The sequence below is a fragment of the Stappia sp. genome (genome assembly GCF_040110915.1).
GTDB lineage: Bacteria > Pseudomonadota > Alphaproteobacteria > Rhizobiales > Stappiaceae > Stappia.
Genome location: NZ_CP157793.1, coordinates 2,818,488 through 2,842,866, shown reverse-complemented (window position 1 = coordinate 2,842,866; position 24,379 = coordinate 2,818,488). Strand labels below are relative to the sequence as shown.

General features: G+C 66.4%; 21 protein-coding genes and 1 tRNA gene. 13 read left to right on the top strand and 9 right to left on the bottom strand.

Features of this window, described 5'->3' with window-relative positions:
* Positions 1-146: 146 nt before the first annotated feature.
* Entirely contained in the window at positions 147-497 is a 351-nt protein-coding gene (locus ABL312_RS12725) for a helix-turn-helix transcriptional regulator (protein WP_349357759.1), read from the bottom strand.
* 431 nt (positions 498-928) lie between these two features.
* Here ABL312_RS12725 and ABL312_RS12720 point away from each other — a divergent pair, with 431 nt between their 5' ends.
* Both ABL312_RS12720 and ABL312_RS12715 read left to right on the top strand, forming a co-directional pair.
* Positions 929-1,972, top strand: coding sequence for an AraC family transcriptional regulator ligand-binding domain-containing protein (locus tag ABL312_RS12720; RefSeq protein ID WP_349357757.1), 1,044 nt, complete (start codon positions 929-931; stop codon positions 1,970-1,972).
* A 686-nt stretch (positions 1,973-2,658) separates the two neighbouring features.
* On the top strand, positions 2,659-3,111 hold the full coding sequence (locus tag ABL312_RS12715; RefSeq protein ID WP_349357755.1) for a MerR family transcriptional regulator: 453 nt from the start codon (positions 2,659-2,661) through the stop codon (positions 3,109-3,111).
* Positions 3,112-3,233: 122 nt separating this feature from the next.
* Here the strand turns inward: ABL312_RS12715 and carA are convergent, their stop codons facing one another.
* On the bottom strand, positions 3,234-4,451 hold the full coding sequence (gene carA / locus ABL312_RS12710) for a glutamine-hydrolyzing carbamoyl-phosphate synthase small subunit (protein WP_349357754.1): 1,218 nt from the start codon (positions 4,449-4,451) through the stop codon (positions 3,234-3,236).
* Positions 4,452-4,782: 331 nt separating this feature from the next.
* Here carA and ABL312_RS12705 point away from each other — a divergent pair, with 331 nt between their 5' ends.
* From ABL312_RS12705 to ABL312_RS12675, 7 genes are all read left to right on the top strand, one after another.
* On the top strand, positions 4,783-5,238 hold the full coding sequence (locus tag ABL312_RS12705; protein WP_349357753.1) for a GatB/YqeY domain-containing protein: 456 nt from the start codon (positions 4,783-4,785) through the stop codon (positions 5,236-5,238).
* 331 nt (positions 5,239-5,569) lie between these two features.
* On the top strand, positions 5,570-7,555 hold the full coding sequence (dnaG, locus tag ABL312_RS12700; protein WP_349357752.1) for a DNA primase: 1,986 nt from the start codon (positions 5,570-5,572) through the stop codon (positions 7,553-7,555).
* A gap of 491 nt (positions 7,556-8,046) precedes the next feature.
* A complete protein-coding gene (rpoD, locus tag ABL312_RS12695; RefSeq protein ID WP_349357749.1) occupies positions 8,047-10,065 on the top strand; it encodes an RNA polymerase sigma factor RpoD in 2,019 nt (672 codons plus the stop codon).
* Positions 10,066-10,329: 264 nt separating this feature from the next.
* Entirely contained in the window at positions 10,330-11,739 is a 1,410-nt protein-coding gene (locus tag ABL312_RS12690) for a DUF930 domain-containing protein (RefSeq protein WP_349357748.1), read from the top strand.
* 118 nt (positions 11,740-11,857) lie between these two features.
* On the top strand, positions 11,858-12,280 hold the full coding sequence (locus ABL312_RS12685; RefSeq protein ID WP_349357747.1) for a metalloregulator ArsR/SmtB family transcription factor: 423 nt from the start codon (positions 11,858-11,860) through the stop codon (positions 12,278-12,280).
* The gene (locus ABL312_RS12680) at positions 12,273-13,355 is read left to right on the top strand and encodes a permease (protein WP_349357746.1); all 1,083 of its coding nucleotides are present in this window, start codon (positions 12,273-12,275) and stop codon (positions 13,353-13,355) included. The genes ABL312_RS12685 and ABL312_RS12680 overlap by 8 nt, the downstream gene beginning before the upstream one ends.
* A gap of 124 nt (positions 13,356-13,479) precedes the next feature.
* Positions 13,480-13,899: a ketosteroid isomerase-related protein gene (locus ABL312_RS12675; protein WP_349357745.1), complete on the top strand. Its 420-nt coding sequence runs from the start codon at positions 13,480-13,482 to the stop codon at positions 13,897-13,899.
* Positions 13,900-14,161: 262 nt separating this feature from the next.
* On the opposite strand, the gene ABL312_RS12670 is transcribed toward ABL312_RS12675, so the two are convergent.
* A complete protein-coding gene (locus ABL312_RS12670; RefSeq protein ID WP_349357744.1) occupies positions 14,162-14,824 on the bottom strand; it encodes a dimethylsulfonioproprionate lyase family protein in 663 nt (220 codons plus the stop codon).
* A 189-nt stretch (positions 14,825-15,013) separates the two neighbouring features.
* Between ABL312_RS12670 and ABL312_RS12665 the strand changes: the two genes are divergently transcribed.
* On the top strand, positions 15,014-16,111 hold the full coding sequence (locus ABL312_RS12665; protein WP_349357743.1) for an FAD-dependent oxidoreductase: 1,098 nt from the start codon (positions 15,014-15,016) through the stop codon (positions 16,109-16,111).
* 39 nt (positions 16,112-16,150) lie between these two features.
* Here ABL312_RS12665 and ABL312_RS12660 read toward each other — a convergent pair whose 3' ends face one another.
* The 3 genes from ABL312_RS12660 to speD form a co-directional block, all read right to left on the bottom strand.
* Complete coding sequence (locus ABL312_RS12660; protein WP_349357742.1) at positions 16,151-16,714, bottom strand: cytochrome b/b6 domain-containing protein; 564 nt, start codon at positions 16,712-16,714, stop codon at positions 16,151-16,153.
* A 232-nt stretch (positions 16,715-16,946) separates the two neighbouring features.
* Positions 16,947-17,816 carry a polyamine aminopropyltransferase gene (gene speE, locus ABL312_RS12655; protein WP_349357741.1) on the bottom strand — a complete coding sequence of 290 codons (870 nt, stop codon included), beginning with the start codon at positions 17,814-17,816 and terminating at the stop codon, positions 16,947-16,949.
* Positions 17,813-18,349 carry an adenosylmethionine decarboxylase gene (gene speD, locus ABL312_RS12650; RefSeq protein ID WP_349357740.1) on the bottom strand — a complete coding sequence of 179 codons (537 nt, stop codon included), beginning with the start codon at positions 18,347-18,349 and terminating at the stop codon, positions 17,813-17,815. The genes speE and speD overlap by 4 nt, the downstream gene beginning before the upstream one ends.
* Before the next feature lie 198 nt (positions 18,350-18,547).
* On the opposite strand from speD, the gene ABL312_RS12645 reads away from it, so the two are divergent.
* Positions 18,548-19,102 carry a GNAT family N-acetyltransferase gene (locus tag ABL312_RS12645; RefSeq protein ID WP_349357739.1) on the top strand — a complete coding sequence of 185 codons (555 nt, stop codon included), beginning with the start codon at positions 18,548-18,550 and terminating at the stop codon, positions 19,100-19,102.
* Between the two features lie 30 nt (positions 19,103-19,132).
* On the opposite strand, the gene ABL312_RS12640 is transcribed toward ABL312_RS12645, so the two are convergent.
* From ABL312_RS12640 to ABL312_RS12630, 3 genes are all read right to left on the bottom strand, one after another.
* Entirely contained in the window at positions 19,133-19,861 is a 729-nt protein-coding gene (locus ABL312_RS12640; protein ID WP_349357738.1) for an SIMPL domain-containing protein, read from the bottom strand.
* A 127-nt stretch (positions 19,862-19,988) separates the two neighbouring features.
* The gene (locus tag ABL312_RS12635) at positions 19,989-21,092 is read right to left on the bottom strand and encodes an AI-2E family transporter (RefSeq protein WP_349357736.1); all 1,104 of its coding nucleotides are present in this window, start codon (positions 21,090-21,092) and stop codon (positions 19,989-19,991) included.
* Positions 21,093-21,252: 160 nt separating this feature from the next.
* The gene (locus tag ABL312_RS12630; protein WP_349357734.1) at positions 21,253-21,774 is read right to left on the bottom strand and encodes a DUF3124 domain-containing protein; all 522 of its coding nucleotides are present in this window, start codon (positions 21,772-21,774) and stop codon (positions 21,253-21,255) included.
* Positions 21,775-21,983: 209 nt separating this feature from the next.
* Here ABL312_RS12630 and ABL312_RS12625 point away from each other — a divergent pair.
* A tRNA-Ile gene (locus tag ABL312_RS12625) sits at positions 21,984-22,060 on the top strand.
* A 600-nt stretch (positions 22,061-22,660) separates the two neighbouring features.
* Positions 22,661-23,953, top strand: a complete 1,293-nt coding sequence (locus tag ABL312_RS12620) for a hypothetical protein (RefSeq protein WP_349357732.1) — start codon at positions 22,661-22,663, stop codon at positions 23,951-23,953.
* Positions 23,954-24,379 lie beyond the last annotated feature (426 nt).

Below are 24,379 nucleotides of genomic sequence, written 5' to 3'. Positions count from 1 at the left end.
GACATCGTGTCGAAGTGTTCGGCTGAGCGCGCCTTATAGGGAAAAAGAGAGGTCTGCGAAACCCCATCGCCGCCGTTTCGGCACAAGCGTTTCGCGCGGGCAACGCCCGGGCCGGATCGCCGCCGGATGGATTCGGGCGGAGCGGGTCAGGGCGCGCGGTCGTCGTTCGCGGGCGCGTCCGCCTCGGCCGGGGAGGCTGCGTCGCCAGGGTCGGCATTGGGGCCGGCGTCGGGGCCGGGCGCCTCGGCCAGCGAGGTCTCGCCGTTGAAGTCGTCGATCCCCTTGGAAATCGCATAGCAGGCCAGGCGCACGGACTTGGGGATCTCGACCGGGCGACCGTCGCGGTCGCCTTTCTCGTAATACTGGATCATCCGCTTCTTGAGCCCCAGACGGTCCGCCGCGTCCTTCTGCTTCAGGCCCAGCGACTTGCGCCACTGTCGGAAATGCTCCGGGGTCATGACCGCGAAGCCGGTTCGCTCATCCGCCTTTTTCGTCATGTCCGCCCCGGTCCGGTTCCGCCCGTTTCGTGTCTGTCTTGTGCCCGTTTCGCGCGGTCGGGGGATCTTGCCCCATCCTGCCGCCGCGCCCCATTCTGCCGCCACGTCCTGCACTGCCGCCCCGTCCTTGCGCGTCGCCGGGTCCCGCGCTTGCCGTCCCGGCTCTGCCGACCTGGCGCGCGATGGCGCACCATGTGCTCCCGCCCTCGGCAGATCCATCAATCGGGGCTTGCCGGGAAAATGTCAAACTTCGCCGCTTTCCTACATTTACCTTCCGCCGGGAAACGGGCCTCGGTCGGCGGTTCGATCTGGAACGCCAAGGCCAAGCTTGATAAGCCGTTTGGAATGCCGTCGAGACAAGCAGGGCGCGGCACGCCTTTGCGGCGACACGCCGCATCGGCGATCCCTGCGCAGCGGTGATGGATGCTCCCATGTTAGCGCGCCCCGAAGCCGTTCCCGCAAGCGACCTGTTGTGCGTCCACGCGCGCGCGCAGGCCGGCCTTGCCGACTATTGCGCCCTGCGCGGCATTTCCCATGCCCGGATCCTGCAAACGCTCGGCGGCGACGCGCCGGACGGCCCGCCGGCCCTTTGGGATCACATGAGCCTGCGCATGCATGCCCTCGTGCTGGAGGCCTGCAGCGTGGAGGCCGGCGATCCGGCCTTTGCCCTCAACTGGACGCGGTCGCTCGGGCCGGGGCCGGATGACACGGTCTCCCTGGCGGCCCGCTATGCGCCGGATTTCCTGAGCGCGCTGGAGGTCAGCGCCCGGTTCCTGCGCATCGTGGTCGACGCGGTGGAGACGGAGATGCGGCAAGAGGGCGCGCGAGCCACGCTGTCCTATTCCTTCTCGCGGGCGCTCGTCTGCCGGGATCAGTTCACCGACCGCTCGTTGAGCAAGACCTTCGCCCGGCTGATGATCTGCGCCGGTCCGGGGGTGCGCCTGGAGCAGGTGGACCTGGCCCGCGGCCGTCCGGGGTCCGGCGTGGCCCATGAGACGTTCTTCGGCGCGCCGGTGCGGTTTTCCGCCCCGCGCAATGCGCTGCATTTTCGCGTCGATCCGGCCGGTGCCCGCAATCCCCTGCACGACACGGATCTCTTCGCCGCACTCTGCGACCTCAACCGCCGCCGGCTCGACGAGCGCAAGCGCGTCCAGGATTTCGTCTCCGCCGTCAACGACGCCATCGGCGCCCGCGTCGCCGAACCGGCGCTCACCGCCGCCGACATCGCCTCGGACCTGGCCATGAGCACCCGGGTGCTGCAGCGCCGGCTGCGCGAGCGCGGCCTGACGTTTCACGCGCTGCACGATGCGCTGCGCCAGCGCATGGCCTCCGATTTTCTGCGCCATACCGACCTGACGGTCTCGCAGATCGCCTTCCGCCTGGGATTCTCCGCGACCGGGAACTTCACGCGGGCGGCGCGGCGCTGGTTCGGGTGTCCGCCGTCGGTGTGGCGCGGCGGGGGAATTTCGGCCTGATGCACGTTTGGAGAGAGATTTCGATGCGACCTCCCGTTTTTCGCGAGCGGGTGCTGATGCCGGCCGTTAACCGCTGAGAAGATTGCGGATGTTTCACAGTGCGCGGCGGCGTTCGTCTGTCGCGGGCCATGGAGTTCCGGCGCCGGACCTCATTCTTTGGAATTATTTCTGCTTTGAAGTACTCAAGAAATCGAAATCGTAATCGTCAAGTTTTCAGTCTTGAACGTCTCTCATCTCAAGTTTCACGTCGGGGTCTTGCGAACTTCCAAAAATAAAACCTCCTAAAAATCATATTAATGGCCGGCCGAGACGTTGCGGCACACCGCTCTTTGGTTGCCGCCGGAGCGTTTGGCATCACATCATGACGAAAAATCATGTCTCGATTGCCTTATTTTTCATTCCACGGAGCGAAATGATAAGAAAATGGCGTAAAATGAGAACGTCGGCCGCAACGGAAAGTGAGATAGTTCCGTCGTCGCCGAGTGGGTGTCGCAGCGGCCACGTGCCCCGCCGACAGCCGGCGTATGGAGTGTTTCACAGCCTGTAACGCAGCGGGAGCGTGCGGGATCGGCGATCTCTGTTCGGCCTCGGGGGTCCCGGCCGAACGACCGTATCGGCGATCGGGAACCGGGGCATTGGCCCAGGGCCCGCGAACAACAGAAAAACGCAACGAGAAGAGTATCGGAATGTTGGACATATCGGGGAAACGCGGCGTGGCGCCGGATCTGGCGGGGCCGATCGACGTTGACGCCAAGGATGACCGCAAGCTTTCGATCGCCGAAATGGCCGAGACCTTCGGGGTTACCTTGCGCGCCCTGCGCTTCTACGAGGAAAAGGGATTGCTCAATCCCGAACGCCGCGGCGCGCGCCGGTACTATCATGCCCGCGATATCGGGCGCATGCGGGTGATCCTCCAGGCCAAGCGTCTGGGCCTGACCCTCACCGAAATCCGCGACGTCATCGCGCTGGTCGAAGGGCGCATGGAACGCGGGGCGCAGCTGGCGCAACTGCGCGAGATCTGCCGCCGTCAGGACGAGATGCTCAAGGAGCAGCAGCTTCAGCTGCGCGACCAGATCGCGGAGATGGATGACGTCCTGACCGCGCTCGACGGGCTGATCGAAGCCGGCGCGCCTGCCTGATCCTGCCGCACGGGCTGCAACTGAGGTCGCCGGACCGGTCGTCGCCGATCCGGGGCCTGTCAAAAAAAACGCCGGGGCGACCCGGCGTTTTTTGTTGCGTTGCGTGCGGACTGCGCCCGCCCTCAGGCGGCCGGCGCGGAGGCCTTTTCCGCCACCGGCTGCTGGCCCTTGCGGGCGCGCATCAGGTTGGTGAAGCGCAGGAAGAGATAGTGGCTGTCGCGCGGTCCGGGCGAGGCTTCCGGGTGATACTGCACGGAGAACACCGGCCGGTCGCCCAGCCGAAGCCCGCAGTTGGAGCCGTCGAACAGCGATACGTGGGTTTCCTCCACGCCCTCGGGCAGCGTCTCGCGGTCGACCGCGAAGCCGTGGTTCATCGAGGTGATCTCGACCTTTCCGGTCGTGCGGTCGAAGACCGGATGGTTCGCGCCGTGGTGGCCCTGGTGCATCTTCACGGTCTTTGCGCCGAGCGCCAGCGCGAGCATCTGGTGGCCGAGGCAGATGCCGAAGACCGGCAAGCCGCTTTCGACCAGCTTGCGGATCTCGGGAACCGCGTAGACGCCGGTCGCCGCCGGATCGCCGGGGCCGTTCGACAGGAAAATGCCGTCCGGATCGTGGGCCAGAACCTCCTCGGCGGTGGCGGTCGCGGGCAGCGTCGTGACGTCGCAGCCGGCATCGGTCAGAAGCCGCAGGATGTTGCGCTTCATGCCGTAGTCGATGGCCACGACCTTGAACGGACCGTCGGTGCGCTCGCCGTAGCCCTTGTTCCATTCCCAGGGCGTTTGCGTCCAGCCGTAGCTCTGGCCGGCGGTGACGTCCTTGGCGAGATCCATGCCGACGAGCCCGGGCCAGTTCGCGGCCGCTGCCTTCAGCGCGTCCTTGTCGAAGTTGCCGTCGGGATCATGCGCGATCACCGCGTTGGCGGCGCCGGTCTCGCGGATCAGCGCGGTGAGCGCCCGGGTGTCGATGCCCGAAAGGCCGATGATCCCGCGCGCCTTCAGCCAGGCGTCGAAGTGGCGCGCCGCGCGGTAGTTGGAGGGCTCGCTGACGTCGGCGCGCACGATGGTGCCGCGCACGCCCGAGGCGGCGGCCATGTTGACCGTCTCGACATCCTCGTCGTTCGTCCCCACGTTCCCGATATGCGGGAAGGTGAAAGTGACGATCTGCCCGGCATAGGACGGGTCGGTGAGGATTTCCTCGTAGCCGGTGAGGGCGGTGTTGAAGCACACCTCGGCGCAGGCCTGGCCGGTCGCGCCGAACCCCTGGCCTTCGATGATGGTGCCGTCGGCCAGCACGAGGATGGCCGTGGGCGGCGTCGCGGACCAGGCGTCGGCGGTCGTCATGTGGTGCTTTCTCGTTTCGAACGGTGACTGTTCTGGCGTGCCGGGCGCTTTGGCTGTCGCGCGTCGGACACCTTGCTCTTTCGCACTGGACGCCTATTTCCTGCGACCTGGCGGCTCGTGTCTTGCGATCCGAGTGCCTTGACGCAGCACGGTGTTGGTGTCAACGGTGCTTTCGAGGGCCGCACTTTATGGGAAGCCGGTGCAACGGTCAACTCTCGGCCCTTCGAAAAATATAGAAGAAAAACAAAGACTTGATCGATGAACGTCATGTCCTGGAGTTCCGTTTCGCCGAAACGGACCCGGAGCCGACGAGCGGACGACAGGGTAGGTCATGCGTGAAAGGATCGATGCGGCGCTGCAAGGGGCCGTGGAGAGCAACGACAAACATCGGGCGGCGACGCTGCGCCTGCTGCTTGCCGCGATCCAGGATCGCGACGCGCGGGCGCGGGCGAGCGGTCGCGACGGGGTTGCCGATGCCGAGATCGAGCAGGTTCTGCAGAAGATGGTGCAGCAGCGCAGCGCCTCGATCCGCGATTTCGAGGAGGCCGGACAGCTGGATCTCGCCGAACAGGAGCGGGAAGAAGTCGAGATCATTCGCGAGTTTCTGCCCAAGCAGTTCGACGATGTCGCCATGAAGGAAGCCTGCGAGGATGTCGTGCGCGACATCAACGCAAGCGGCTTGCGCGATATGGGGCGCTGCATGGCGGCACTCAAGCAGCGCTATCCGGGGCAGATGGATTTCGTGCGCGCCAGCTGCGTGGTGAAGGATCTTCTCCGCCTCGACTGACACCGCCGGCTCCGCCTCGACCTTGACCGTCGGCCGGTCCGCTCCGGCCCCTCGCGGCCGGTGGCCGCGTCCGGGCCGCCGCCCTGTCCACACACCGTGCACGGCTGTCCCCATCGCTTCCTCGATGCGCGCCTTGCGCGTGGTGCGCCCCGCCTCCTTGCGATAGACTGCGCCGCTCGCGGACGCCATGCAGCCCGCGCGCCGGGACCGGGCGTGGGATCCCGTGTGGGGGGCAGGGCCTGACCGGGTCGCACCGTCCGGGCCCGCGACGATCCTCGCGCCGTGTGGGCAATCTCCGCCGTCGATCCGCCTTGTTCGAACAGGACCAGACATGCGCTTTTCTCCCGGATTGCTCGACGAGATCCGCGACCGGCTTCCGATTTCGGATGTCGTGGCGCGGCGCGTGAGCTGGGACCGGCGCAAGAGCCAGCCGGCGCGCGGCGACTTCTGGGCCTGCTGCCCGTTTCACCAGGAAAAGACGCCGAGCTTCCACGTCGACGACCGGCGGGGGCGCTACAAGTGCTTCGGCTGCGGCGCGTCGGGCGATCACTTCCGCTTTCTCACCGAGACCGAGGGGCTGAGCTTTCCCGAGGCGGTGGAGCGGCTCGCCGAACAGGCCGGCGTTCCCCTGCCGGCGCCCGATCCGCAGGCGGCGGCGCGGGCCGAGCGGCGCGCCGGTCTCGCCGAGATCTGCGAGATGGCGGCACGCTTCTTTCAGGACGAATTCGCGACTTCCAGCGGCGAGGCGGCGCGCGCCTATGTCGCGCGGCGGAAGCTGTTGCCGGAGACCTTGCGCGAATTCCGCTTCGGCTATGCGCCGAACGGGCGCGACGCGCTCAAGCGCCATCTGATCGGCAAGGGCGTGGACGAGGCGCAGATGATCGAGGCCGGGCTCGTCATCCGTCCCGACGACGGGCGCGCGTCCTACGACCGTTTCCGCAACCGGCTGATGATCCCGATCCAGGACGACCGCGGCCGGGTGATCGCCTTCGGCGGGCGCACGCTCGACCCCGACGGCCAGCCGAAATACCTCAACTCCCCTGAAACGCCGCTGTTCCACAAGGGAACGATGGTCTTCAACTTTCACCGCGCCCGCGAGCCCGCCCATCGGTCGGGCCAGGCGATCGTGGTGGAAGGTTACATGGATGCCATCGCGATCTGGCAGGCCGGCATGCGCAATGTGGTGGCCGCGCTCGGCACGGCCTTCACCGAGGAGCAGGTGGCCAGGCTCTGGCGGCTGGCGCCGGAGCCGGTCGTCTGTTTCGACGGCGACGCGGCGGGCGTGTCGGCGGCGCACCGCGCGGTCGACCGCATCCTGCCGGGGCTGAAGAGCGGCTATTCCTTCGGCTTCGTGTTCCTGCCCGACGGCAAGGACCCGGACGACCTGATCCAGACGGGCGGGCGCGAGACTTTCGCCGGTGCGCTCTCCGGCAGCCGGCCGCTGATCGAGGTGCTGTGGGAGCGCGAGGTGCAGGCCGCGCGCATCGACACGCCGGAACGGCGCGCGGCGCTGGAAAAGAGCCTCGACGATCTGGTGCGCACGATCGCCGACGAGCGGGTGCGGCGCGGCTACCAGCTCGACATCCGTCTGCGCCTGTCGAACCTCTTCTACCAGCAGGCCCGCGCGCAGCGCGGCGCGGGAGGCGCGCGCCCCGCCCGTCGTCCCGGCGCGAGCGGGGCGGAGGAGCCCTCGCTGCCGGCGCGCGGCGGCGACCTGCCCGAAACGACGATGTTCGGCAATGAGCGCATCCTGTGCGGGCTTTGCCTCAAGTACCCGCATCTGCTTGAGCGCCACGTGGAGCGGCTGAGCACCGCCGGCTTCGGCGACGCGCTGCATGCGCGCTTCCGAGACGAATTGTGCCGTATCGCGACGGAGCTGGAGGATGTTCCCGTCAGCCGCTTCTTCGAAACGCTCGACACGCGCTTCTATCAGATCCTGAGCGAGGCGCTCGGCGAGGGGGAGGCGGGGCCGATGCATGAGCCGGGCGCGCGCGGGCAGGCGCGCTTTCGCGATCTCGCCCAGCGGCTGCCGATCCTGCGCTTCGACCCGCCGGTCGACTTCGTGGAGGATCTCTTCGCCCACTACCTCGACCTGCTGGAACTGCGCGCGGCCGAGGCGGATCTGGAGGAGGAACTGGCGTCGCTCGGCGATACGCTGGAGGAAGGCGACTGGGAGCGCATCCGCGCCCACTCGCAGGATCTCGCGCGCCGGCGCGAGGAATGCGCGCGCGACGAACACGCGCTCGCCGAGCGGGCGCGCCAGCTGCGCGGCGGCGGTGCGGAAACGGCCGCTGTCCCGCTGGCGGCTCCGGCGTAAGGGGCGTAAGGGGGCTCCCCGCGCAGTATCGCGGGGCGAAGGGGGCTCACGCGATGGGGATTGCGCGCCGAATCGATTGACGCGCGGCGAATCACTCTTGCGAATCCCCGCCGGTACGCTACATAGACCCATTAGACAGCGTTCGCGCCGCGTCCGGCAGCCCAGACGGCATCGCCTCCCAAGCGGCAGGAAATCACCCGGCTGTCTCAAAAACCCGTATCGGGTTCGGTGTCGCAAACCACCGATCCACATGCACGCTCGCGGAGACGTTCGGTGTCGAGGCGAGGTCCAGCTTGTCGAATCGTCTTGCAGGGTTAAGTGGCACTTAACGGACAGCATTTACCAGTAGGAAATCGACGCCCGGATCCGCGGTGACGCGGAGGCGGGCCGTGCCTCGTCCGCGTGCATCGGCATGCGGTGGCGGGCGGGCGATCCCGAATTGAAACGCGACAGCGCCAGGCCGCGAGAGGCCGGCGAGGCCGGAGAAAAACATGGCAGCTAAAGCGACGCAGGCGGACGAGACCCAGGAGACCCCGAGCGAGACCGGCGACGGGCCGCTTCTGGATCTGTCCGATGCCGCCGTCAAGCGGATGATCAAGCTCGCCAAGAAGCGCGGCTACGTCACCTATGAGGAGCTCAACGAGGTGCTCCCGTCGGAGGAGGTGACCTCCGAGCAGATCGAGGACACGATGGCGATGCTGTCCGACATGGGCATCAACGTCATCGAGGAAGAGGAAGCCGAGGAAGCGGCCAACGACGACGCCCAGGGCGGCGAACTCGTCGAGGCGGCGCCCACGGCGGTGGCCAAGACCACCACCAAGGAGCCGGCCGACCGCACCGACGATCCCGTGCGCATGTATCTGCGCGAGATGGGGTCGGTCGAGCTTCTGTCGCGCGAGGGCGAGATCGCCATCGCCAAGCGGATCGAGGCCGGCCGCGAGGCGATGATCGCCGGCCTGTGCGAAAGCCCGCTGACCTTCCAGGCGATCATCATCTGGCGCGACGAGCTGAACGAGGGCAAGGTCCTCCTGCGCGACATCATCGACCTCGAGGCGACCTACGCCGGGCCGGATTTCAAGGCCGACGGCGAGGGCGACGAGACCGAGGGCGACGAGGCGGCCGCGCCGGCGCCAGCCGCCAAGGCTCCTGCCGCCGCCGATGCGCCGGCCAAGCCCGAGGGCGCCGCCGAAGGCGAGAGCGAGGGCGATGGCGACGGCGAGGACGACGACGAGTTCGAGGCCAACATCTCGCTCTCGGCGATGGAGGCCGAGCTCAAGCCGAAGGTGCTCGAGACCTTCGACCGGATCGCGGACGAATACAAGAAGCTGCGCCGCCTGCAGGATCAGCTGGTCGAGAACAAGCTCGCCAACAAGACCCTGTCGCCGTCGCAGGAGCGCCGCTATCGCAAGCTCAAGGAAGACATCGTCGTCGATGTGAAGAGCCTGTCGCTCAACCAGCAGCGCATCGACGCGCTGGTCGCGCAGCTCTACGACATCAACAAGCGGCTGATGGGCTACGAGGGCCGGCTGCTGCGCCTCGCCGACAGCCACGGCGTGGACCGCACCGACTTCCTCAAGCAGTATCAGGGCAACGAGCTCGATCCGAACTGGATCCGCAAGGTCGCCAATCTCTCGTCGCGGGGCTGGAAGAGCTTCGTCGCCGATGAAAAGGACGCGATCCGCGAGCTGCGTCAGGACATTCAGGCGCTCGCCTCCGAGACCGGTCTGGAAACGGCGGAGTTCCGCCGCATCGTCTCCATGGTGCAGAAGGGCGAGCGCGAGGCGCGCATCGCCAAGAAGGAGATGGTGGAGGCCAACCTGCGCCTCGTCATCTCCATCGCCAAGAAGTACACCAACCGCGGCCTGCAGTTCCTGGACCTCATCCAGGAAGGCAACATCGGCCTGATGAAGGCGGTCGACAAGTTCGAGTATCGGCGCGGCTACAAGTTCTCCACCTATGCGACATGGTGGATCCGGCAGGCGATCACCCGCTCGATCGCCGACCAGGCGCGCACCATCCGCATTCCGGTGCACATGATCGAGACGATCAACAAGATCGTGCGCACCTCGCGGCAGATGCTGCATGAGATCGGCCGCGAGCCGACGCCGGAGGAACTGGCCGAAAAGCTGCAGATGCCGCTGGAAAAGGTCCGCAAGGTTCTCAAGATCGCCAAGGAGCCGATCTCCCTCGAAACGCCGATCGGCGACGAGGAAGACAGCCATCTCGGCGACTTCATCGAGGACAAGAACGCGGTCCTGCCGATCGACGCGGCGATCCAGTCGAACCTGCGCGAGACGACGACCCGCGTGCTCGCCTCGCTCACCCCGCGCGAGGAACGCGTGCTGCGCATGCGCTTCGGCATCGGCATGAACACCGATCACACGCTGGAAGAGGTCGGCCAGCAGTTCTCGGTGACGCGCGAGCGTATTCGCCAGATCGAGGCCAAGGCGCTCAGGAAGCTCAAGCATCCGAGCCGCTCGCGCAAGCTGCGGTCCTTCCTGGACAGCTGATCGCGCGTGCCGGACGGTTCCTGAAAAACCCGGCGGCGACGCCGGGTTTTTTGTGTTACGGCGCGCGCGTTTCCCGACCACGGATGCGATTGACGCGGCGCATGCGCTCCCTCAGCCTGCGGGCATCCGCCGGCCGTATCGGATCGGATCGCGGCGGGAGTGGATCCCGCGAACCCGGAGGCGACGACCATCACCGCAGCGACGGACATCGTGCCGGACCGCCCGGGGCGGCAAGCGATGCCACCCGGCGACCGACGGGCGTGGGTGGCGGGCCTTTCGGCCTCGCTCGTCCTGCATGCGCTTGTCGTGGCGCTGATGGTCGCTGCGCCGGAGCCGGACCGGACGCCGCCCCCGGGGATCGAGGACGCACCGCTCGAGGTTGAGCTCGTGCCGCCGCCGGCCGCGCCGCAGGCGCCCGAGGTCGCGCCGGCCCCCGCTCCCGAACCGCCGGCGCCGGAAGAGGCGGAGACCGAAGCGCCCGCAGCCGTTCCCGAACCCGAGCCCGCGCCGGAACCGGAGCCTGTGCCCGAGCCTGAACCCGTGCCCGAACCGGAGCCCCAACCGGAGCCCGAACCGCAAGAGGTCGAGGACGCGCCGCAGCCGGAGGCCGGCAGCGTTCGGACGTTGCAGGCGGTCGAGGAGTTCGCCGAGGAGGCGCGCCCCGCTGAGGGCACGCGGGACGAAGCGCTCCGCGACGCGCTGCCGCCGGCCGCCGAAGACGCGCCGTCTGCCGCAGACGCGGGCGAAAATGGGGGCGAGACTACGGGCGAAGATCCCGCCCGGGCCGACGCCGGGGAGGCGGCCGGCGAACCGGCCGAGGCCTCCCGCGAGGAGGGGGACGTCCCGGCCGGGGACATGGGCGCCGATGATGCGGCGACGGAGACGGCGCGCGCGGAAAACGGGCGCACCGACACCGAGACAGCCGACACCGAAACACCTGAAACAGCGGTCGGCGAGACCGGCGACACGGAGAACGCCGAGACAGAAACCACCGACACAGAAAGCGCGGAGGACCCTGCGCCCGAGGCGGAGAGCGCCGAGGGGCCTGAGGCCCTGGGCGAGGTCGCGCGCGAAGGCGAGACAGCGGTGGACGAGGCCCCTGCGAGCGCGCCGGATGGCGAGGGGGCTTTCGCGGCCATCGCGGCGGCCGCGCCGCGCGCCAAGCCGGTTCCGCCGCCGGAACCTGTCCTGCGGGATCTGGCGCGGACGGTGCCGGGCGCGCCGGGGCGCGCGGTGGAGGACGAGACCTTGCCGCCCGGCGTGCGCCTGCCCGGGCGCGCGGTGGAGCTGACGCCGCCTGGCGGCGGTCCGCGAACCGGGTCTGCGCAGGAACTCTTCTCCAACCAGATCCTCGGTGGCGCGCGCGGGCGCACGGCGATGGCCGGTCTGTCCGGACCGCAGCGGCTCAATCTTCTGTGCGTGACGGAACTGCGCGCGCAGATTTCCAGCCTCTATCCCGACCGGCCGGCGGAACTGCTGCCGTCCTTCCGCCCCGCCCCGGGCAATGTGCTGGAACCGGCCCGCGCCGCCTATCGCTCGCGCGGGCAATGGTACGAGCTGAATTTCCGCTGCGAAACCGACCCCGGCGTGACCCGGGTCGAACGCTTCTCCTTCCGCGTCGGCCCGCCCGTCCCGCGCTCCCAGTGGCGCGCGCGCGGTTTTCCGGCACGGTGAGGGGGCGGAGCCCGCTCTGGCGTGGGATGCCGTTGCTCGCCTTGACGTCCGTCTAATATAACTATAAAACTAGTTTTATAAATTAATCGTAGCCTCCGGGAGCGCGAGCGGAAATCTCATGAGCGACGACACACGGACCGAAGATGCGGACACTGCGGCCGCCAGTGGCGTGGCGGCGGCGGACTGCGCGCCGGGGCTCACGCTGGAGGAAGCCGCGCAGGGGTTTGCCGCCATCGGGTCTGAGGCGCGGCTGGCGGTGGTGTTGGCGCTGGTCAAGGCGGGGTCGGCGGGGCTGACCGTCGGGGATATTCAGGCGCGCACCGGCATGGCTGCTTCCACGCTCGCGCATCACCTGCGCTTTCTCGCCGCCGGCGGGCTGATCTTTCAGGAAAAGCAGGGACGGGCGGTGATCAGCCGCGCGGCCTTCGACCGGCTGGAACATCTGGCCGGGTTCATCATGAAGGAATGCTGCGCCGACGAATGGACGCCGGACGCGCCGGCGCCCGATACCCCACGACACAGGACAGCGACCGATGGCTGACGCCTCTTCCTCCTCTTCGCCCGAGGCCGGGTGCTGCGGTCCGGCCAGCCCGCCGGCCCGGCCGGGCGTTCCCTGGGGCCGCATTCGCGCCGCGCTGACGACGCCCTGGACGCTGGTCGTCGGTCTGCCGCTTCTCGTGGCGGTGCTCGATCCGGCGCGGACCGTCGATGTGATCGTCTTCGCGCTCACCGCCTTCGCCGGGACCGCGCCCTATATCGCTTTCGCCGTGTTTCTGATCGCCGCGCTCAAGGCATCCGGCGCGGAGGCGACGGTGGGCCGCGCCTTTCAGGGGCGCGAGACGCCGGCGATCCTGCTGGCCGCGCTGTTCGGCGGGCTCGCGCCCTTTTGCTCCTGCGAGGTCATTCCCTTCATCGCCGGCTTGCTTGCCGTCGGCGCGCCGCTCTCCGCCGTCATGGCCTTCTGGCTGTCCTCGCCGCTGATCGACCCGCCGACGCTCCTGATCACGGCCGCCGCGCTCGGCTGGCCCTTCGCCATCGGCAAGGCGGTCTTCGCGGTCGCTCTGGGGCTGGTCGGCGGCTTCGCGGTCAAGGCGCTGCTTGCAGCAGGCTTCTTCGCGGCGCCGGTGCGGGCGCGGTCCTCGGGCGGCTGCGGCTGCGGGCCGTCGCCCTTTTCCGGCCGTCCCGTCTGGCGGTTCTGGCGGGAGGCGGCGCGGCGCGCGACCTTCGCCACCGAGCTCAGGGCGAACGCGCTGTTTCTGGTGAAGTGGCTTGCCTTTGCCTATGTGCTGGAGGCCCTGCTCGTCACCTATGTTCCGGCGCAGACGATTGCCGGGCTCGTCGGCGGCGAGGGCGTGTTGCCGGTGGCGACTGCCGCGCTCGTCGGCATGCCGGCCTATCTCAACAGCTATGTCGCACCGCCGCTGCTTGCCGGCCTGATGGAGCAGGGCATGACGGCGGGCGCGGCCATGGCCTTCATGATCGCCGGGGCGGTCAGCTCCGTGCCCGCCATGGCCGCCGTCTGGTCGCTGGTGCGCGCGCCGGTCTTCGCCGCTTATCTCGGGCTCGGGGTGTTGGGCGCGATTGTCTCGGGGCTGGCGTTCCAGGCGGTGATGTGAGCCGGGGAAAGGGAGTTCCTCTCTCTTGAACCGCCGGCGCGGCGGGGACACACTCCGCCGCGCCGCCGGCTTTCACGCGGGCGATGCCGATTGCCGCCCCCTATTGCCTTCAAAGGATCCGCTCATGTCGTCTTCGCCCTCCGCCGACACCCGCGCGCTCGTTGAGCGCTATTTCGCTGCCTTCAATGCCGGCGACACGGCCGCGATGGCCGAGCTCGTCACCGACGATGTGGCGCATGACGTCAATCAGGGCGGCCGGCGCCAGGGCAAGGCGGCCTTTGCGGAGTTCAACGCGCATATGACGCGGTGCTACAAGGAAGAGCTCTCCGACATGGTGATCTTCGTCGCCGAGGACGGCACGCGCGCGGCCGCCGAGTTCATCGTGTCGGGGACCTATCTGGCGAGCGACGAGGGGCTGCCGGAGGCGAAGGGACAGACGTACCGGCTGCCGGCGGGCAGCTTCTTCGCCATCCGCGAGGGAAAAATCGCGCGCATCACGACCTATTACAATCTCCAGGACTGGATTGCCCAGGTCGGCGCCTGACGCCGGCGCGAGAGAGGTCGGCGCCTGACGCCGACAGGCAAAAAGCCGGCGCCTGACGCCGATGCGGGAAAGGTCGGCGCGGGGTCTGCTTGCCGGCGGGGCTCTTCGATCCCGGCTCTCACTGCATTCGGCCGGGATCACGCGGTGGCGATTCGCTGTCTGCGGCCGACTGTCCCGGATGGGTCGGCGCGCGCCTGCCAGGCAAGGCGTGACGGCATCGCGGGCCGCGGACTGGTGGCGCAAATCGCCACGCGCGCGACGCTCAGCCGCTCTTGCGCGGGCGGGAGAACACCATCTTCTGGTTGGCGAGCAGCTCCGGCGGGCCGACCCAGGCATAGGCGAGCAGGGCCGGTTCCGTGGTCGACACGGTGATGCGGTGCATGTGTTCGGGCGGGTTGAAGATCATCGAGCCCGGCGCATAGACGCCCTGGTGGTTTTCCGAGACCGATCCGGACAGGCAGATGTAGCTCTCCGAAATTCCCTTGTGCGAATGGGCCGGATAGGTGCAGCCCGGTGCGAAGAGCACCAGGCCGAGGATCACCTGGTCGCTCAGCACCGGGCCGGTCGGGCCGCAGATCTCCGCATAGGCGAACTTGCGCTCCAGACCCTTGGGCACCTTCTCGTAGCCGTATTGCCAGACGAGCCGGTCGGCGACCGCTTCCACCGCCCGGATGAAGGGTGCGGTGCGCTCCAGCCGTCCCTCGTCGAGGGCGCGCTTGAGATGCGCGGTCACCGGCTTCTGCGCGGGCTCGGCGAAGCCGATCGGCCCGTTCGCCTTCAGCACGCGGCCGATGGCCTCGCGCACGGCGCGCTGATGGGCGCGGATGCGGTCCGACCCGCCCGACGACAGAAAGCGGTAGAGCTCATAGTACTCGCGCAGCAGGTAGCCGAGGTCCGGCAGGTCCGCGAGGCGAAGGTCGGTCATGGCGTTTCCGTCTCCCGTGCCGCTCCCTGCGGAGGGCATCGGCATCCTGATCGATATCTTGGCTGTGGGGAACCTCGCGCAGGCGCAGGTGCAAGCGTGGTCCAGGGGCGTCATCCGGCGCTACGATCCCGTCACCGGAGCGCGACGGGCCGACGGGTCCGGCACCGGACAACACACGGAGGGCGCGTCATGCATGTGATCATCGTCGGGGCCGGCATTGCCGGTCTGTCCACCGCCTGGGCGCTGATCCGGCGGGGCGTTGCCGTCACCTTGATCGAGCAGGGGCCGATCCCCAATCCGCTGTCGGCCTCCGGCGACCAGCATCGCATCATCCGCCGCGCCTATGGCGGGCAGGGCGGATACCAGCGGCGCATCGGCGCCGCCTTCGAGGCGTGGGACAGACTGTGGGAGGATCTCGGCGCCAGGCATCTGGTGGACACCGGCTTTCTGCTCGTCTCCCAGACGCCGGACGACGAGGCGACGGAGTATCGCGACGGTCTGATCGCCGGCGGCTATCCGCTGGAGGAATTCGGCGCGCGGGAGGCGGCGGAGCGCTATCCGTTCCTCGATCCCGCGCATGTCCGCTTCGCCGCGACGAGCCCGGAAGGCGGGGTGCTGCTGTGCCGGAAGATCGCCGCCGACATGGCCGGCTGGCTGCGTCGGGCCGGCGCGACCTTGCGCGAGACCACGAAGGTGACGTCGGTCGATGCGGCGAAGGGGACCGTGACGCTGGCGGACGGCGAGACGCTCAGCGCGGATCACGTGGTGGTCACGGCCGGGGCCTGGGTGCTCGATCTCTTCCCCGTGCTTTCGGGCCATCTGACCAGCTACCGAACGGCGGTCGCCTATCTCGCCCCGCCGGCCGACCTGAAGGCCGCCTGGGAGGCCGCGCCGGCGATTCTCGATGTCGGCGGCACCGTCGACGGCTATGTGCTGCCGCCGGTGGCCGGCACCGGCTTGAAGGTCGGCGCGGGCGTCCACAAGGTGCCGTGTCACGCGAACGACCGACGCACGCCGGAGCCGGGCGAAGGCGAGATCATCCGCAATCTCTTCGCGCCGCCCTTCGCCCGGATCGATGACTATGCGGTGACCGACGTGGTGACCTGCGCCTATACGTTCACCCGCGACGAGCATTTCTTCGCGGCGGCCGAGGACCGGGCGACGATCGTCTCGGCCTGTTCCGGGCACGGCTACAAGTTCGGTGCGGTCGTCGGGGAGCGGATCGCCGAAGGCGTGCTCTCCGGCGATCGCGAGACGATGCGGGAATGGCTCGAGGCGCGCGATTGACGCGCGGGGCTTAAAGCGCGCGATTGAGCCGGCCAGGGCTTACGCGCTTTGGCCGCGCCCGCGGGCGGGCAGCATGCGGGCCATCACCCGGTCCTTGAGCACCACGCCGTGCCAGATCGTCGCCGCCACATGCAGCGCGATCAGCGCGATGAAGGCGGGCTTGGACAGCTCGTGGACCTCGCCGGCCGCCTCGATCCCGAGATACCAGGCGGCCGCGCCGGTGAGCGGCACCGCGATCAGCAGCAGGTAGAACAGGGCGTAGGTGGCGCGCATGAGAAAGAGCGTCGCGGGCGTGCCCTTCGGCTCGGGCGGGGCGCCATGCGTCGCCTTGAGCACGAGGCGCCAGACGGTCAGCGCCAGGATCGCGAAGCCGGCCCAGATGTGCAGGTTGCCGAGCAACGCCTCGCCGGCGCCGATCCGCTCGCCGTATTCGGCGGCCTCGCCCAATTCCTCCATCGCCTCGGCGAAGACGATCTGGAAGACGACAAGGGCGGCAACGACCCAGTGGAGAACGATCTGCGTCGGGGAATAGGCGGCCGGCGCCGTGCCGGCGGCGGGCTCCTGCGCGGTTGGCGCAGGGGCGGACGATGTATCGGCGGACATGGAAGCACCTCTCCGGTCGAAGGACGGGACCCGGTCGCCATGAAGCGGCCCGGTTGTGAGGATGCGAGCGTCTCGCGCACGTGTCGCTGAGCTATGTCAAGAGTGTCGCAAGATGTCGCAGGGACGGGCCCCGGCGATGACTTGCGACAGAAACGGGCGGTGGCCGCGGGCCGCCACAGAAAAAGGGGGCGGCCAATGGCCGCCCCCGATGTGTTCACGCGCGGTGCGCGGGTCAGCCCTTGCGGCCCTCGTCCACCGCGTCGCGAATGAAGCGCGGCAGGGCGAAGGCGGCGGCGTGAACCTCCGGCGTGTAGTAGCGCGTGTCGAAGCCGGCCGCGTCGAAGCGCTCGGTGAGCACATCGACCGGCGTCTTGCGCAAGTCCGCGTTGTCGCTGGCCCAGCCGAACGCCATGTGGCCGCCGAAATAGGTCGGGATGGCCGCGACATAGGCCGCCGCGTCCTTGTAGATCGACGCGAAATGGCGCACCGAGGTGACCAGTTCCGCACGCTGCAGGAACGGCACGCCGTTCTGCGTGACGAGCACGCCACCGGGCGTCAGGCAGCGGTGGACGTTGCGGTAGAACTCTTGCGTGAAGAGCACCGCGCCCGGTCCCATCGGATCGGTGGAATCGACCATCACCACGTCGAAGCGCCGATCCGTCTCGGCGACGAAGCGCGCACCGTCGGCGATCACCAGATCGAAGCGCGGATCGTCGAACACGGGCGCGTTGAACTCCGAGAAATTCGTCCTGGAGAACTCCACGACCGCATCGTCGATCTCGACCTGCGTCAGCCGGGCGATGCCGGGATGCTTCAGCGCTTCCTCGGCCATGCCGCAGTCGCCGCCGCCGACGATCAGAACCTCGCGCGCGGCCCCATGCGCCAGGATCGGCACATGGGCCATCATCTCGTGATAGATGAACTCGTCCGCGGTGGTGACCTGGGTGATCCCGTCCAGCATCAGGACCTTGCCGAAGACCGGGTTCTCGAACAGCACGAGATCCTGATGCTCGGAGCGGTCCTGATACAGAACGCTGTCGCAGGCGTAGTTCACCTCGACGCCCGGATAGAGCGTTTCCTTGAAGGTCAGGCCCGAACTCATGCGACTTGCCTGCCGCGCAGAAGCTCGCTGACCTCGCAGCGCCCGGGCGCGAAGGCACGCTCGAGAACCTCGACGCATTTCTCCGGGATCGCATCGCCGCACATGAAGACGTCGAAGGCGGCATAGCCGGCCTCCGGCCACGTGTGGACGGAGATGTGACTTTCGGCAAGCACCGCCACTCCGCTCACGCCGGTCGGCTCGAACGGATGAAGATGAATGTGCAGCAGGGTCGCGCCCGCCTCCTCGACGCAGGTCTTCAACGCTTCCTCGATATAGGGAAGGTCGTCGAGCTTTTCGGCATCGTAGAGATCGATGATCAGATGCGATCCCGCACAGCGCACGCCATCCTTCTCGATGAAGTGATCGAGCCGGTCGTCCTGCGTGAGCACTGCGGACGTTTCGTATTTGTCTTCCGTATGGGTGGTGCTTCTTGGCTCGATGCGGTCGACCGCGTCCCGCGTGGACGCATGCGATCCGTCGTAGTCACGAGCCTCCAAGTCCATCCCCAATTGGAAGAGGCCGTCGTCAGACATGGCGGTCTCCCCAACCAGTAGATGAAACCCGGGTTCAGTCCCGAAGCACCACCGTATAAGCTCGCCGTGAGTCGATTTCAATGCATTTTTTCTGGTCAGGACAAATCGCAGGAAAGTCGGCTAAGCAATTGACAGGAAAAACGGACCGGAAGAATGGCGCTCACCGTAATTAGTTTGACGGGTAAGGAAATAGAGCCCGTGCTTTCCGCGCTCGCGGACCTTCGCGTCGCCGTGTTTCGCGACTGGCCGTATCTTTACGAGGGGTCGCGCGCCTACGAGGAGGACTATCTGGCGCGATACGCGGCGGCACCGGGCGCGGTGGTCGTGGCGGCGCGCGACGGCGACCGGCTGGTGGGGGCGGCGACGGGGCAACCGCTGGCGCAAGAGGTGGAGGAGTTCCGCGCGCCCTTCGCGGCGGCGGGCCACGATCCGGCGCGTTTCTTCTATTTCGCCGAATCCGTGCTCGATCCGGCGTATCGCGGCCAGGGCATCGGCCATGCGTTCTTCGACCATCGCGAGGCGCATGCCCGCGCGCTGGGCTTCGACGCGGCCGCCTTTTGCGCCGTCATCCGGGGCGACGACGATCCGCGCAGGCCCGACGGCTATCGACCGCTCGATCCGTTCTGGCGCAAACGGGGCTACCATCCGGTCGACGGGCTCACCGTCGGCTTCGACTGGCCCGATATCGGCGAGACGACCTCCAGCCGCAAGGCGCTGCAGGTCTGGATCCGCGAGGGGCTGGGACCGGCGTGAGCGTTGCGCGCGCCGGCCCCTTGCGGGCGGTTACTGCTGCAGTTCCCAGGTGACGTTGACGCGCACCTGCAGCGTGGTCTCGCCGGCTTCCAGCGGCACGGCGTCCGCGGCGCCTTCCATGGCGGAGCGGGCCATCATCATCTGCGGGCGCGGGGAATAATCCTGCTCCGAGATCGACAGCACCCGCCCGAGGTCCACGCCGGCGGCCTCGGCATAGAGGCGGGCCTTGCGCAGGGCATCGGCCATGGCCGCCTTGCGCGCCGCGTCCTTGCGGGCGTCGGCGTCGCTGACGACGAAGGACAGGCCGTCGATGCTGTTGGCGCCGTCGCGCACGACCGCATCGAGCAGGCCGCCGAGGCCGCCGAGATCGCGGACCCGGACCGTCACGGTGTTGGACACCTGATAGCCGACGAGTTCCCGGCTGTGGTCGATGGGATCGTTGGGCTTCACGCGCCGGTACTGCGGCACGACGGAAAAGTCCGAGGTCTGGATATCGCGTGCCTCGACACCGGTGTCCTTGATGCGGGCGATCACGGATGTCATCGCCTCGGTGTTGGCGGAAAGGGCCTCGGCAGCCGTCGGCGCCTGGGTGACCACGCCGCTCCTGACCATCGCCATGTCGGGCGCGGCGGTGACGCTTCCGGTGCCGGTCATGTCGAGCGTGGCGACGCGCGGGCTGTCGGCGGCGGCCGGCGCGGCCAGGGCGACGGCGAGCAGGGCCGCGGGCAGGAGCGCGCGGCGGGTGGTGAAGAGACGCATTGAGAAACTCCCGATCCAGCCCCGTTCGCCGGGGCCCGAAATTGTGTGTCCGATCGTCCGCAATCGCGAGATCGCGGGGCCGATCGCGCGGACCTTCCGCTTCAATTGCGGCGTGTCGAAGGCGGCGTCAGGGGGTGCCCCCGGCCTCCTTCGCGCCATTTGCGCCATTCGCGCCGGACGTCATGGCGATCGGCTCGCCGACGTCGCCGTCGGCGGACAGAAGCACGGCGATCGGGCGGGAGGCGGGAAACTGCGCACAGATGATCAGCACCATCACCGTCAGCGGCACGCAGAGCACCATGCCGGTCACGCCCCAGATCGAGCCCCAGAAGGCGAGCGACAGCATGATCACGAGGCCCGACATGTTGAGGCTCGTGCCCATCAACCGGGGTTCCAGCAGGTTGCCGATGGAAAACTGGATGGTGCCGAGCCCCAGGCTGATGATCAGGAAGGGCGTCAGGTTGTCGAAATAGACGAGCGCCAGCAGGCTGGGGAAAATCACCGCCGTCAGCGAGCCGATGGTCGGGATGTAGTTCAGCAGGAAGGCGATGAAGCCGAACAGCGCGGCATAGGGCAGGCCGAGGACGGTGAGCAGCACATGCGTCAGCACGCCGGTGAGCACGCTCACCGCCGTCTTGATGCCGAGATAGTGCCGCAGCGCCACGGCGATGCGCTCGCGCACCTTGAAGGCGATCTCCGCGCGCTCGGGCGAGGTGAACAGCCGCAGCATCTTGCGGTCGAAGGTCTTCTGCTCGAGCAACAGGAACAGCACGTAGATGAAGACCAGCGAGGCGGATCCGGCGATGGTGGTGATGGCATTGGCGCCGGCGGCGATCGCCCGGTTGAGCGCGTTGTCGGGCACGAGATCGCGCAACTCGAGCGGGTTTTCCAGCCCCAGCTTTTCGGAATAGGTGGCGACGAGCGCCTCGAGCCGGGCCTGATAGACCGGCGCGTCGCGCGCCAGCTCGGTCAGGTTCGCCGTGACGATGTCCACCACCATGGTCGAGACGCCGAAGATGACCGCCAGGGCCGCCGGCAGCGCGACGACGGGCGGCAGGCGATAGGGCCCGAGGGGAATCGCCCGGATCGCCGCCGCGAGGGCGTTGATCAGGTACCAGACGAGGATCGCGATAACGAAGGGCAGAAGCAGCGCCCGGCCAACGACAAGCAGCCATCCGATCAGCGTCAGCGAGACGAGCACGAGGGTCACGGTGAGGGGAAAGCGCGGCATGGAAGCCTCTCGACTGGCACGGACGACCGACGCGGCGCGCAATGGCCGCGTCCGCGCGCCTCTGCTTGTCGCGCGGTTTGCCGCTCAAGGCAATGGGCCGATGGCCGGCCGCGCAGGAGGGAAGGATCAGGGCGTCGCGAGACCGGTCAGTCTTGACCGGTCAGTCTTGCGGGCAGGGGGCCGGGGTTCGCCGGATCGTGCGCCCCTCGGTGCCGATCGCGAAGCCCTGCGTTCCGCGCGAGCCGAGCATCACGGCCTCCGCGATGGGCGACAGACTGGCCGTTTCGGCGCGCCATTCGATGATGAAATTGGCGCCGATTCCGCCCGAGCGGTCGGTCACATCCACGACCGCGCTGAAGGAGGCGAAGGGCGCGAGCGGCGTCTCCTCGCCCAGCATGTCCCTCACCTTCGCGCCGCTCGCGTCATGATAGCTGACCCGGGTCAGCACCAGATCCGTGTCGGGATCCACATTGTGCACCAGCACGGTGGACGCGAATTGCACCCGGCCTCTGTCGGAGCTTGGAACCTCGGAATAGGCGGGCAGGTAGATCGTCTCCGCCGTCGCCCGTGCGCTGCAGGGAAGACTGTCCTGCGCGCCGGCCGCCGCCGTCCAGCCCGCGACGGCGACGGCGAACGACGCGGCGAGGACGCGGGTCGGCAGGAGGGCGGTGAGCCGGAACATGGGCGTATCCTCGGTCTGTCCTTGAGGGTCGGCCGCGCCCTGCGATGGCGACGGCCTTCTCCTGACGTAGCATGCCCGGCCGGCGCGGCGGGAGCAAAACCTCGGGAAAGGCCGCGCGCCGGCGGCACGCCTCGCTTGTCAGCCATCGCCCGCCTGCTATACCAATGCGTCAAGGTGTCGCCGCGCTCGCACCCGCTGCGTTGCACCATGGGCCTGTAGCTCAATTGGTTAGAGCCGTCCGCTCATAACGGATTGGTTGGGGGTTCGAGTCCCTCCGGGCCCACCAACTGCCTTTTTTGACCATTTGTCAAATATTTTAACAATAAAATCAATAACTTAACTTTCAGAAAATGGCCCAGCCAAGCCATTTTGACGGTATCCTGACCCCCAAAATACCGCCAGTTTTAAGCCTCGGATACCGTCAGGCCGTTTTTGCCCTAGTAAAGCCGCAGCGCCTTCAATCCAAAAATACCGTTAACCATCAAATATTTTGACGAATACAGCAACACCTCGAATCTAGGCGCTTTTGGATGGCGGCATTTTCGTCTTGGTTGCGGGTTCGAGTCCTCAACACGAAACCACGTGCAACCACACCAACTTTTGCCAAGTCCATCCAACCAAATGTTGTCTGCGCTGCTGCTGAATCGAGGGACAGCTATAGAGGCCCCCGTAAGCGTGGACTCGTCTAACGAGCAGCCGTCTGATTCAGATCGGTGCGACCTGCGGGCCGCCGTTCGGCTGACAACCCTTGTTCGAAGCCAGAGGTCAGTGAGTGTATTTTAAAATCGGTCATTGTCATCGGGCGCGAATACTAGCAGTCTCTCAGTGCCGTCGTCCGAGTAAAGCGAATGCGATCTCGCATAAAATACATCCACTGCGGGGACTTATGAACGAAAACGAATTAAGAGATTACCTGTTCAGTAACCACAAGGACGATCTGCATTCCTTGATAGTCGAGAAGCGTGAACCTCTCGCCCTGCCAGAAGGATCTTTCCCTAGCATAGCGGACCTTCTTCAAAATCGGACGGAAACGAAGATCAATCGAATGATTGAAGATCTAGAGGAGCTTCAAATCGACGGAAAAGAGGTACGTTTGGTTCGAGACGGTGACAGTACGACTCGTATTGATCTACTAGGAATCATCTCGGGTTCAGGCGATCTCGTCATAATCGAACTAAAAAAATCTACCCAGACAGAGCGCCAAGCGTTCAATGAGCTTTTGGGCTACGCAAATCACTTCTGCACTTTGTTCCCGCCGCTGTCTGAGTCAAGCCTGATGTCGGTTCTGATTGCACCGATGGAAGGAAGGGGCGTTAGAGATGCACTGGCGCAAGAACTGATCATCAACAATAAGAACGTCCTCGCTTTTATTCCTCGGATGGATGGCGATCAAATCGTGCTTGAGACATATTATCCAAGCGAACTGTACTACCGTTGGATCGAAAACAATGTCCTCGACGATGGGTCGATGACTGTGGTGACGGCATCCTTTCCTTTAATCGACGGGTGGATTGATGCAGGCGAGCCCGGCTGCATGCCCCCAGACTATGCCCAAGATGCGTTTAAAATCATGACGGGATTAGTCTCGCAGAGACTTGAAGCAGCAGGGCTACATGGGCTCATCTATGCGCGGCAGTACTGGGCTGAGACCACCGCGGTCTTCGCCCTTCCGAACACCTTGGTTCTCTGCATTGTGAATCCATTCAGCCCTCTCAGAGCTTCATCTTCTGAAGGTAAGGTTTCTGGCACCTCCGATCCGTCTCGACTAGAAGCGGTGCAGGCCCTAATCGATCAAGTTCCCAATAATGAATACTGGTTGGAGAGCTTGCACTCGGCGTTTATTGGGCAGGCAATCCGTATTATGCAGGATTCCTTTGATGAATTCTTCATGGGAAAGGATGGCGTTTCCGTTTTGCCGGAAATATGCACCCCTGATTGGAGAAGCTTCAAGACCAGCATGATTGAGGCAGTAATTTGCCATAACATGCACATAAGGCTTAGCGGGATTTTGCGAACCGTTTTCAGCGATTATATCGCTCATTGCTATCGAAACGGCATCGACGATATCTACTTTTCGGATGACCTTCCGAAGTTTGGTTACATCGCCCATGATCATTTTCTAGCGGCATGGGAAATACTAAGCGGGCTTTCGTGGACAGAAACAGACGCTGACGATTGACGGCCTCGCGTTGACACTTGGAGGCATGCGGCACCCTATCAACCTTGGGGCTGCTACTAGCGGCGATGATCGAGTGGCACATAATGTTCGAGCTTCGTGACGACAATGATCGTCCGGCGCCGGCCTCTCCGGAGCAACCGGCGCAGATGGGTTGGGTGCTCGCGGCTTAGCGGGAATGCTATTTAAGATTTCTGGATTGTTATCAAATTGGGGATATAGAGGACGACGACGAAGCGAAAATTGGCCCATAATTTGCCGCAGAAGCCTGTCGTTCTCATCAGAATCTGATATGCTTTCGCTGTCGTTGCGAGCGAAATGGCTAGCTCACGACACCGGAAAAAGTGACGGGATTTCGGACGGTACCGGGAAAATAGAGCACCCTAAATCATTGAAATTATTATTTTCTTTGATCCAGTGGGGCCCACC